Origin of the sequence: Mycobacterium sp., from assembly GCF_049683935.1 — a bacterium.
Taxonomy (GTDB): Bacteria; Actinomycetota; Actinomycetes; order Mycobacteriales; family Mycobacteriaceae; genus Mycobacterium.
This window is the reverse complement of the sequence record NZ_JBAUJR010000407.1, coordinates 1-9,563: the sequence shown is the minus strand read 5'-3', so window position 1 is coordinate 9,563 and position 9,563 is coordinate 1. Positions and strand designations below refer to the sequence as shown.

General features: G+C 67.2%; 12 protein-coding genes. 6 read left to right on the top strand and 6 right to left on the bottom strand.

What is annotated here, in order from left to right; all coding sequences use genetic code 11:
* The 3 genes from WA965_RS23235 to WA965_RS23225 all read right to left on the bottom strand — a co-directional run.
* Positions 1–650 (bottom strand): fasciclin domain-containing protein (locus WA965_RS23235; protein ID WP_526448120.1); only part of this gene is annotated, 650 nt, incomplete at its 3' end.
* A gap of 145 nt (positions 651–795) precedes the next feature.
* Positions 796–1,398, bottom strand: coding sequence for a TetR/AcrR family transcriptional regulator (locus WA965_RS23230; protein ID WP_526300078.1), 603 nt, complete (start codon positions 1,396–1,398; stop codon positions 796–798).
* A gap of 22 nt (positions 1,399–1,420) precedes the next feature.
* Positions 1,421–2,380 (bottom strand): SDR family NAD(P)-dependent oxidoreductase, encoded by a 960-nt coding sequence (locus WA965_RS23225; protein WP_526300076.1) that lies wholly within the window; start codon positions 2,378–2,380, stop codon positions 1,421–1,423.
* A gap of 143 nt (positions 2,381–2,523) precedes the next feature.
* On the opposite strand from WA965_RS23225, the gene WA965_RS23220 reads away from it, so the two are divergent.
* Together WA965_RS23220 and WA965_RS23215 are read left to right on the top strand one after the other, a co-directional pair.
* The gene (locus WA965_RS23220; protein ID WP_526300084.1) at positions 2,524–3,669 is read left to right on the top strand and encodes an NAD(P)H-binding protein; all 1,146 of its coding nucleotides are present in this window, start codon (positions 2,524–2,526) and stop codon (positions 3,667–3,669) included.
* Positions 3,666–4,382 carry a CPBP family intramembrane glutamic endopeptidase gene (locus WA965_RS23215; RefSeq protein ID WP_526300074.1) on the top strand — a complete coding sequence of 239 codons (717 nt, stop codon included), beginning with the start codon at positions 3,666–3,668 and terminating at the stop codon, positions 4,380–4,382. Before WA965_RS23220 ends, WA965_RS23215 begins: the two co-directional genes overlap by 4 nt.
* A gap of 131 nt (positions 4,383–4,513) precedes the next feature.
* Here WA965_RS23215 and WA965_RS23210 read toward each other — a convergent pair whose 3' ends face one another.
* Positions 4,514–5,335 carry an enoyl-CoA hydratase/isomerase family protein gene (locus tag WA965_RS23210; RefSeq protein ID WP_526300072.1) on the bottom strand — a complete coding sequence of 274 codons (822 nt, stop codon included), beginning with the start codon at positions 5,333–5,335 and terminating at the stop codon, positions 4,514–4,516.
* 107 nt (positions 5,336–5,442) lie between these two features.
* Between WA965_RS23210 and WA965_RS23205 the strand changes: the two genes are divergently transcribed.
* The 3 genes from WA965_RS23205 to WA965_RS23195 are packed head-to-tail and all read left to right on the top strand — an operon-like array spanning position 5,443 to position 8,315.
* Entirely contained in the window at positions 5,443–6,537 is a 1,095-nt protein-coding gene (locus tag WA965_RS23205; RefSeq protein WP_526300070.1) for a CaiB/BaiF CoA transferase family protein, read from the top strand.
* A gap of 22 nt (positions 6,538–6,559) precedes the next feature.
* Positions 6,560–7,312 (top strand): SDR family NAD(P)-dependent oxidoreductase, encoded by a 753-nt coding sequence (locus WA965_RS23200; protein WP_178358027.1) that lies wholly within the window; start codon positions 6,560–6,562, stop codon positions 7,310–7,312.
* Between the two features lie 4 nt (positions 7,313–7,316).
* Positions 7,317–8,315 carry an NAD(P)H-dependent flavin oxidoreductase gene (locus WA965_RS23195; protein ID WP_526300068.1) on the top strand — a complete coding sequence of 333 codons (999 nt, stop codon included), beginning with the start codon at positions 7,317–7,319 and terminating at the stop codon, positions 8,313–8,315.
* A 105-nt stretch (positions 8,316–8,420) separates the two neighbouring features.
* Here the strand turns inward: WA965_RS23195 and WA965_RS23190 are convergent, their stop codons facing one another.
* Both WA965_RS23190 and WA965_RS23185 read right to left on the bottom strand, forming a co-directional pair.
* Entirely contained in the window at positions 8,421–8,552 is a 132-nt protein-coding gene (locus WA965_RS23190) for a hypothetical protein (protein WP_256735944.1), read from the bottom strand.
* A 107-nt stretch (positions 8,553–8,659) separates the two neighbouring features.
* On the bottom strand, positions 8,660–9,199 hold the full coding sequence (locus tag WA965_RS23185) for a DoxX family protein (RefSeq protein WP_526300066.1): 540 nt from the start codon (positions 9,197–9,199) through the stop codon (positions 8,660–8,662).
* 148 nt (positions 9,200–9,347) lie between these two features.
* Between WA965_RS23185 and WA965_RS23180 the strand changes: the two genes are divergently transcribed.
* The coding region (locus WA965_RS23180) for a hypothetical protein (RefSeq protein WP_526448119.1) at positions 9,348–9,563 on the top strand (216 nt) is incomplete at its 3' end.

Sequence of the window (9,563 nt, the reverse complement as noted above, 5' to 3'; positions counted from 1 at the left end):
GTCGTCGGGCTCGTCGGCGTCGCCAGGATCGGTTCCGGTGCGTCGGCCGGGTTCAGGACGTTGTCGACCAGATAGATCTTGGCGTTCTGCGCCGGGATGCCGCCACAGAGGACCTCGGTGGTCTCGTTGACCTGGATGTCGCCGCCGGAGCCGGTCACCTCGATCTCGGTGCCCTCCTGGGTGGGCCGCTGGCCCTTCACGGTGTCGGGTCCGAGCAGGCCGAGGAACCCGTGGTAGTACACCAGCTGTGTCAGTGCCGCCGGATCGGTGCGCAGCATCTCGAGCTGCTCGGGCGGCAGCGCAGCGAAGGCCTCGTTGGTCGGCGCGAAGATCACGTACGGTCCGTTGTCGAACACCGACGCCACATTGACGGCCGGGTTGATCTGGCCGGAGATCGCCTGACTGAACGTCGAGGCTTCCGGAATGCTGGCCAGCGCCGTGCTGACGGGCAGGTTGGCCAGGCCCTTCCAGTTGGGCACTGCTTCCTTGAAGGGCCCGCACTCGGGTCCCTGAGGATCGGGAATCTCGACGACGGGCGCGGGGGTGGGAGTGGCCGGCTGGGCGTACGCGGTGACTGCCAGCGGAACCGACAGGGCGATCGCGGCGGCACCCACAGCGACGCCGATGGCTTTGCTGGTGTTGGTCTTCACGTTCTGCTCCTCATGCTCTCAGGTCGTCTGGCATGGTATGTGCACAAATTGGCTACGACCAAGTCGGGACCACCGCCGCGGCCCCCGAAACTCCCGGCGATCACGCTGTTGACCAGCAGGTTCTGCGCCCGGAGAGGTACAGGTCTCAGGGCTCTTCCGGCAGCAGCGCGGCGACCACCCGGGCGAGGTCGTCGGCGCTGTCCTGGAAGGTCGCCGAACCCGAGCTCGCCTGCACCATTGCCCCGACCAATCCGAACTCGAGTGTCTCGGCCACCTCGGGCCACGCATCCGATCGGAGCACCGTGCGCACCCGTCGATGCAGCTCCGCGTGAATACGCCGTCGGATCGCCTGCACCGATCGGTCATTGGAGATCAACGCGCTCGAGCAGGCAGCAGCCAGTTCCGGTTCATCGGCGAGCAGCATCACCAACTGGTTGAACAGCGCGACGACGCGGGTGCGGGCCGACTGCGCGACATCGACGCTCAGCGGGGCATCACGCAGCATGCCGAGGTACACCTCGGCGACGATCGCGTCCTTCGACCTGAAGTACGCGCACACCTCACCGTGCGGCACACCGGCACGATCGGCGATGCCCCGGGTGCTCAGATCGGCGAACGCGATGTCGCGCAGCAACTCGACCGTCACATCCAGCACCCGGCCCACCACGTCGTGATCCTCGCGGTCCCGTTCGCCGTACGAACGCAGGTAGATGATCTTCGCGGACGAATTCCGTGCCGGCTCAGCCATCCCGGCTACCCGCCCGTCCGGTTCACACGCTCGAGCCTAAGCGCGCCGCTCCCGGCGCGCAGAGTCGTTCGGACAGGTCCCACAGCGCCAGCGCACGGGCTTCGTCGACGGCGTAGGACGCCGCGGACGCGACCTGGCAGTCGGACAGGTAGATCCCACCCTGTCCGTCCAACTCGTCGCTGACCGCTGCCCACACCTGCGTCGCGGCGCCCATCTCCGGCGATATGAACTCGCGGCTGACATCGACACGACGGGCAGCAGGGTCGCGCTCGACGGTCTTCACCTTGCCCAGGGCGGCGAAGTCGTCACTGCTCATGTGCCGTGCCAGCGATGTCGCCACGATCCCCGGATGTACCGCCAACGCGCGCACCCCGTTGTCGCGCAACCTGCGGTCCAGCTCGACGGCATGCAGGACGTTCGCGGTCTTCGATGCGCCGTAGGCGACGAACTTGTCGTAGTCACGCCGTTCCCAGTTCGGGTCGTCGAAGTCCACGTCACCCATCCGGTGACCGGCGGACGACAGGTTGACGATGCGTGCGCCATCCGCGGCGACCAGTGCCGGCAACAGGGCTCTGGTGAGTTCGAAATGCCCCAGATGGTTTGTGCCGAACTGAATTTCGAAGCCGTCAACGGTGCGGCCGAACGGGGTGAACATCACACCCGCGTTGTTCATCAGAACGTGCACGGCTCCGGTGAGGTCCTGGATCTGTGCGGCGGCGGCGGCGATGCCGGCCAGTGAGGCCAGGTCGAGGTGAACCTTCGACAGCGTCGCGGCCGGCACGTGTTCGCGCACCCACGCCTCGGTGGCGGCGAGGTCGTCACCGTTGCGGCCGGCCAGGATCACGTGGGCTCCCGTCGCAGCCAACGCCCGGGCCGACTCCCGTCCCAGACCTGACGACGCACCGGTGATGACACAGATCTTGCCTGTCAGGTCGACACCGTCGACCAGATCGAGCGCTGAGGGTGCGGATGCTGAGGTCACGACGTGAGGATCGCACGCGCCGTCCCGCGCCGGGTCACCCGGTCTGCAGTCCCCAGCGGTACCAGGAACTGGTCACGGTGCATCGTGATGCAGGCAACGTCTGGAACGGGTTCCGAACCGGCGGGTTCGGGTACATCCGTACGGTGAAAACCATGCGGACACTGGTCACCGGAGCGACCGGCTACATCGGCTCGCGGCTGGTCGCCTCGCTGCTCGCGGAGGGCCACGAGGTGGTCGCGGTCAGCCGCAACCCGCGACGGCTCGCCGATTTCGGCTGGCACGACGAGGTGGCGGCCGTCGAACTCGACGCGCACGACGAGGTCTCGGCGCGGCAGGCTTTTGTCGATGCCGGACCGATCGACGTCGTCTACTACCTGGTCCACGGCATCGGCGAGCCGGGATTCCGGGAGGCCGACAACCTCGCCGCAGCCAACGTCGCCGCCGCGGCCAAGGACGCCGGCGTGCGCCGCATCGTGTACCTCGGGGGCTTCGTTCCCGACGACGACTCGCTGTCCGAGCATCTGACCAGTCGCGCCGAGGTAGCCGAGGCGCTGACCGTCGACGGCGGACCCGACGTGGTGTGGCTGGGTGCCGCGATGATCTTCGGCGCCGGGTCGACGTCGTTCGAGATGCTGCGGTACGTGGCCGACCGGTTCCTGCTGCTGCCGATGCCCGATTGGTCGGCCAACCCGATCGACCCGATCTCCATCCGCGACGTACTGCACTACCTCGTCGCGGTGGCCGATGAGAAGGTGCCGGCAGGCGCCTACGACATCTGTGGTCCGGAGACCACCACCTACGGTGATCTGCTTCGGACCTACGCCCGCGTCGCCGGCATCTGGCGCACGCCGGTGGCGGTTTACGGCGTCGAGCCCTGTCTGGTGTCGCGGGTCAGCGGTGTCATCCTCCCGGTGCCCGGCGGGCTGGCCGGCGATCTCATTGAGTCCCTTGACTATCCGATGATGGCGTCGAAGCGCGGCATCGCCGACCACGTCGCCGAGCCGCCGGGCGGGTTGCTCGGGGTGGAGGACGCGATGCGTCGTGCGGTGACGAGTCCGCCGCGGCGGCCGGTGAACGCTCTGGCCGACGACCACCATCTCGCCGACACCGATCCGCAGTGGGCGGGGGGCGACACGTCGAGAATTCGTCAGCTCGCCCGTGCCGTGACGCCGCCGCCGGTGCGCCCGATCCTGGGCTTGATCGCGATGGTGCCCGGCCCCGTCGCGGGTGCGGTGCGGACCGGCCTCGATACGATGATCGGTCTGGTGCCGAAGGGGAGTCCTGCGTGACCACACCGAAGGATCCCGGCTTGCCCGGCGAGTTGTACGACATCGCGCGTACCCGGGCGGCGCCGTACAACGAGTGGCCCGCGGTGATCCGTCGCCGCAAGATCGTCGTCTCGGTTTTCCTTCTGATCGGCGCTGTGCTGCTCGGCTACTCGCTGAGTCGGCCGCCGGGCGACGAATCGTTCATCTGGCTCACGCTCGCACTGGCCGCGGTGTGGGCCGTCGGCGCCTTCGCCTCCGGCCCGCTGCACCTCGGACATGTCCGTTTCCGGGCACGCAACCAGCGCCCCGTCATCACCGGCACCGCAGTCGGATTGGCGCTGGGCGCCGTCTTCGTCGTGGGCGGCCTGGTGGCCCGCCAGATCCCGGGTGTGCGTGAGTACATCACCGTCGTGCTGGAGTTCTCCAATGCCGGCCCGCTGTGGCTGATCGTTTTCATCACCGTCATCAACGGCGTGGCCGAGGAACTGTTCTTCCGTGGTGCGCTGTACACGACGCTGGCGAAGTACCGACCGGTGCTCGTGTCGACGGTGTTGTACGTGATCGCGACAGCGGCGACCACGGGCAACCCGATGCTGGGCTTCGCCGCGATCATCCTGGGCACGGTGTGTGCGCTGGAACGCCGGGCGACCGGCGGTGTGCTCGCACCGATGCTCACCCACTTCTTCTGGGGTCTGGTCCTGGTGCTCGCACTGCCGCCGATTTTCGGTCTGTAGGCGATCAGCGCAGCGGGTGGGCGAGTTCGGCGAACAGCCGTTGAGACTGCACTGGCGGCGGCTCGCACTCGCACTTTTCCGCCAGGAATACAGTCTCAACGGAGGAGCGCTCAGTCTCGGCGAAGGAGCGCTCAGGAGTCGGTGAAGTCCGCCGCCCTGCGTTGCTGAAAAGCCTTGGTGCCCTCGCGGAAATCACGGGACTCCAGCAGCATCAGCTGGCCATGCTTCTCGAGCTCGAGGGCATCTTCGAGCTCGGTCAGTGCCGCCGCATTGATCGCGTTCTTGGTTTTGCGCAAGGCCACCGCCGGACCCGACACCAGCGTGGTGATGACCTTGTCGACCTCGGCGTCGAACTCGTCAGCGGGGTAGACGACGCTGACCAGGCCCCAGCCGTAGGCCTCCGCCGCCGAGATGCGCTCTGCCAGAAGCGCCATCCGCATCGCGCGGATCCGGCCCACCGCCGCCGCGATCAGGGCGGACGCACCGCCGTCGGGCATCAGCCCGATCTTGGTGAACGCCAACATGAAAAACGCCTTCTCCGAGGCGAGTACGACGTCACACGCCAGTGCCAGCGACGCTCCGACGCCGGCGGCCGCACCCTGGACCACGGCCACGGCGGGTTGCGGGAGGTTCACGATCGCGCGGATGCAGCGGTTGGCTGCGTCGAGCACGTCGGCCGGAGTTCCGGCAGCGCCTGGGTTGGCATGGTCTTCTTCGCTGATGCCCGCGCCGGAGCAGAACCCGCGTCCGGCGCCGCCGATACGGACCACCCGCACCCCGGGGTCTTCGGCGGCGCGTTCCAGCGTTGCGGCGAATGTGCTCAGCATCGGCGCGGTCAGGGAGTTCAGACTGTCCGGCCGGTTGAGTGTCACCGCCAGCACCCCCTTCTCGAGGGCGACGGTGAGGTCCTCGATTCCCGCGTATGCGTCGGTGTCCGAGTCGATGGTGGTCACGAGCGTCCCCTATCCGAGGGCTGATGCCCCCTGGCCGGTCCGACTTGGTTATACAAGTAAGCTATGTCGGCGGTCAACTGAGCGATTCTGATGAAGGGCGGGCAGGCATGGCGGGACCACTGCAAGGACTGCGGGTTGTGGAGCTGGCCGGCATCGGCCCGGGACCGCACGCCGCGATGATTCTCGGCGACCTCGGTGCCGACGTGGTCCGTGTCGAGCGCCCGGGAAAGGGGTCCGGTCCGGCGACCAAGCCCGGCGGTGACTACCTGCTGCGCAACCGCCGGTCGGTGGCGGCGAACCTGAAAACCGACGAGGGCCGCGAGCTGGTGCTGCGATTGGTCGCGAAGGCCGATGTGTTGATCGAGGGCTTTCGGCCGGGTGTCACCGAACGACTCGGCCTGGGACCGGACGACTGCGCCAAGGTCAACGAGCGGCTCGTCTACGCGCGGATGACCGGGTGGGGCCAGGACGGACCACGCGCCCAGCAGGCCGGCCACGACATCAACTACATCTCACTCAACGGGGCCCTGCACGCGATCGGCCGGGCCGGTGAACGGCCGGTCCCGCCGCTGAACCTCGTCGGCGACTTCGGTGGTGGGTCGATGTTCCTGCTGGTCGGCGTGCTGTCGGCGCTGTGGGAGCGGGAGCGCTCCGGCAAGGGCCAGGTCGTCGACGCCGCGATGGTGGACGGATCGAGCGTGCTGTCGATGATGATGTGGGCATTCCGCGGGATGGGCATGTGGAGCGACGAACGCGGCGTGAACATGCTCGACACGGGCGCGCCGTACTACGACACCTACACCTGCGCCGACGGCCGCCATGTCGCGGTCGGCGCGATCGAGCCGCAGTTCTATGCCGAGATGCTCGCCGGCGTCGGCCTCGACCCGGCCGATCTGCCCGACCAGAACGACATGAGCCGCTGGCCCGAACTCCGTGAACGGCTCACTGCGGCGTTCGCCGCGCACGACCGGGACCACTGGGCCGGGGTTTTTGCCGGCACCGATGCGTGTGTGACGCCGGTGCTGTCGTTCGCCGAAGTGGAGTCCGAACCCCACAACACCGAGCGCGACACCTTCTACAGCGAGAACGGCTCTCTCTACCCGGCGCCGGCGCCGCGGTTCTCACGCAGCTCCACCACCGCCCCGAAGCCGCCGGGGGTCCCCGGCGCTGACACCGAAGACATTCTGCAGGAATGGGTTTGAGCAACAGAAAGGGAAAAGATCTGTGGAGATCAAAGACGCCGTAGCAGTCGTCACCGGAGGGGCCTCCGGGCTCGGTCTCGCGACGACGAAGCGACTGCTCGACCGTGGAGCGTCGGTCGTCGTGATCGACCTCAAGGGCGAGGACGTGGTCAAGGAACTCGGCTCGCGCGCCAAGTTCGTCGAGGCCAACGTCACCGATCCCGAGCAGGTGAGCGCCGCACTGGATGCCGCCGAGGAGATGGGTCCGCTGCGGATCAACATCAACTGCGCCGGCATCGGAAACGCCGTGAAGACCCTCGGCAAGGACGGGCCGTTCCCGTTGGACTGGTTCAACGCCGTCGTGCAGGTGAACCTCATCGGCACCTTCAACGTGCTGCGGTTGTCCGCTGAACGAATCGCCAAGACCGAACCGCTCGGTGAGGAGCGTGGTGTCATCGTCAACACCGCATCCGTGGCGGCGTTCGACGGTCAGATCGGCCAGGCCGCCTACTCGGCATCCAAGGGTGGCGTGGTCGGCATGACCCTGCCGATTGCCCGCGACCTCGCACGCGAGTTCATCCGCGTGGTCACCATCGCTCCGGGCCTGTTCAAGACCCCGCTGCTCGCCGGCCTGCCCGAGGAGGCGCAGGCGTCGCTGGGCAAGCAGGTTCCGCACCCGGCACGGCTGGGTGATCCCGACGAATACGGTGCGCTGGCGGTGCACATCGTCGAGAATCCGATGCTCAACGGCGAGGTGATCCGCCTGGACGGCGCGATCCGGATGGCGCCGAGGTGATCGGGTGAGCATCACGACGAAGTTCACCGAGGCGTTCGGGGTCGAGCATCCGATCGCCCAGGGCGGTATGCAGTGGGTGGGCCGGGCGGAACTGGTTGCGGCGGTGGCGAATGCGGGTGCGCTGGGTTTCATCACGGCGCTGACGCAGCCGACGCCGGCCGACCTGGCCAACGAGATCGCGCGGACGCGGGATCTGACGGACAAGCCGTTCGGGGTGAACCTGACGATCCTGCCGTCGATCAACCCACCGCCCTATGACGAGTACCGTCAGGTCATCGTCGATGCGGGCATCAAGATCGTGGAGACCGCGGGTTCCAACCCGGCGCCGCATCTGCCGATGTTCCACGACAACGGCATCAAGGTGCTGCACAAGTGCACCTCGGTGCGGCACGCGGTCAAGGCGCAGAGCCTGGGCGTCGACGGCATCAGCATCGACGGGTTCGAATGCGCGGGCCACCCGGGGGAGGACGACATCCCGGGTCTGGTGCTGGTCCCTGCGGCGGCCGACAAGATCGAGATCCCGATGGTCGCGTCGGGCGGCTTCGCCGACGGTCGCGGCTTGGTCGCCGCGCTGGCACTGGGCGCCGACGGCATCAACATGGGTTCGCGGTTCATGTGCACCGTGGAGTCCTGCATCCACGAGAACGTGAAGAAAGCCATCGTCGCCGGTGACGAGCGAGGGACGGAGTTGATCTTCCGCAGCCTGCACAACACCGCGCGGGTCGCGTCCAACGAGGTGTCACGCGAAGTGGTGGAAATCCTCGCCGGCGGTGGTCAGTTCGAGGACGTCAAGGATCTGGTCGCCGGTGTCCGCGGGCGCAAGGTGTTCGACGACGGCGATGTCGACGCCGGAATCTGGACGGTGGGCACGGCCATGGGTTTGATCAACGACATCCCGACCGTCGGTGATCTGGTGGCACGCATCGTGGGCGAGGCCGAAAGCCTGATCGCTGGGCGCTTGGCCGACATGCTCACCCCAGCAGTAGAGGGTGCGGGGGTGTGAGCCAGACATCCAACGGAGGCGAGTCGGGGCGCAACTAGCCGTTGCGCGCGCCTGCGTGAGGCGCACCGGAGGAGGAACGCGCGGCCCAGCGGGTCGCGCGTTCTTTCACACTGCGGTGGGTAGGAAGTGCTCGTCGTCGAGCTGCTCCGAGGTGATTCCCTCGACCAGGACATCGCCGTGGTAGAGAGCCTCGAAGTCAACCTTGATGACATCAGCACTGGTGTCGTCGATCCACATGTACTGAACAGTAACCACGGCTCTTAAGGAGTCTATGAGCCGCTATTCGCAAAATGGTGGCAATTCCTACCGCCCGGTAGGTTCGGCGATCTACCGGCGGGTAGCCGTCAGGCCGACGGCGCCGAGAAGTGGATCGGGTTGATTCCGTAGAGCGCTACCCAGGTCACGATCGCAGCGACGAAGGCCAGGCCCAGCAGGGCCAGCAAAACCCGCTGTGACCAGTTCACGCGCCGCAGAAGCGCCCGGTCCAGCGAATATCGGCCCGCCCCGGTGAGCAACAGGGCCGCCGCGCCGAGGCCGATCAGGAACGGGATGTTGAACGGTTCGGACCAGAACGCCGCTCCCGAGACGTTCACGGCCCAGGCGCACAGCATCGCGCTCAGCACGGCACACGCCGCGAGAGGTGTGAACACCCCGAGCAACAGGAGGAGCCCACCCAGGGTCTCCGATGCGGTCACCATGAACGCCGCGACCGTCGGCAGTCGCCACCCGGCCTCTGCGAGGAACTGCGTGGTGGTGGAGAAGTCGAGCGCCTTGATCAGGCCCGCCTGCAGGGTGGCACCACCCACCCCGAGACGCAGGATCAACAGGCCCAGGTCGGCGACCCCGGTCGGGTCTGTCTGCGCGGTCGCGTGATCGGTCGTCATCGCAGATGAGCGTATCGCGGTGTCGGCGGTGTGGTCGGTCATGATCATGTCGACTCATCGCGGCCCGAGAAGTCATCGTCGACCATTGACCGAAGCAAGTTAGCGTTGATAACTTAGCCGCGATATCACAGTCAGACGGGACTCCCAGGTGTTGCAACGCATCGCACTGTCGGCCATCGCGGCGCCACGCCGGGTCCTTGTTGTCGCCCTGTTCGTGATGGTGGGCTGCGGCATCTTCGGGGTGCCGGTGGCCCAGCAGCTGTCCGCCGGGGGCTTCCAGGATCCGACTTCGGAGTCCGCCGAGGCCACGCAACTGCTGGTCGACAAGTTCGACCAGGGTGACATGGAGCTGCTGATCAGCGTC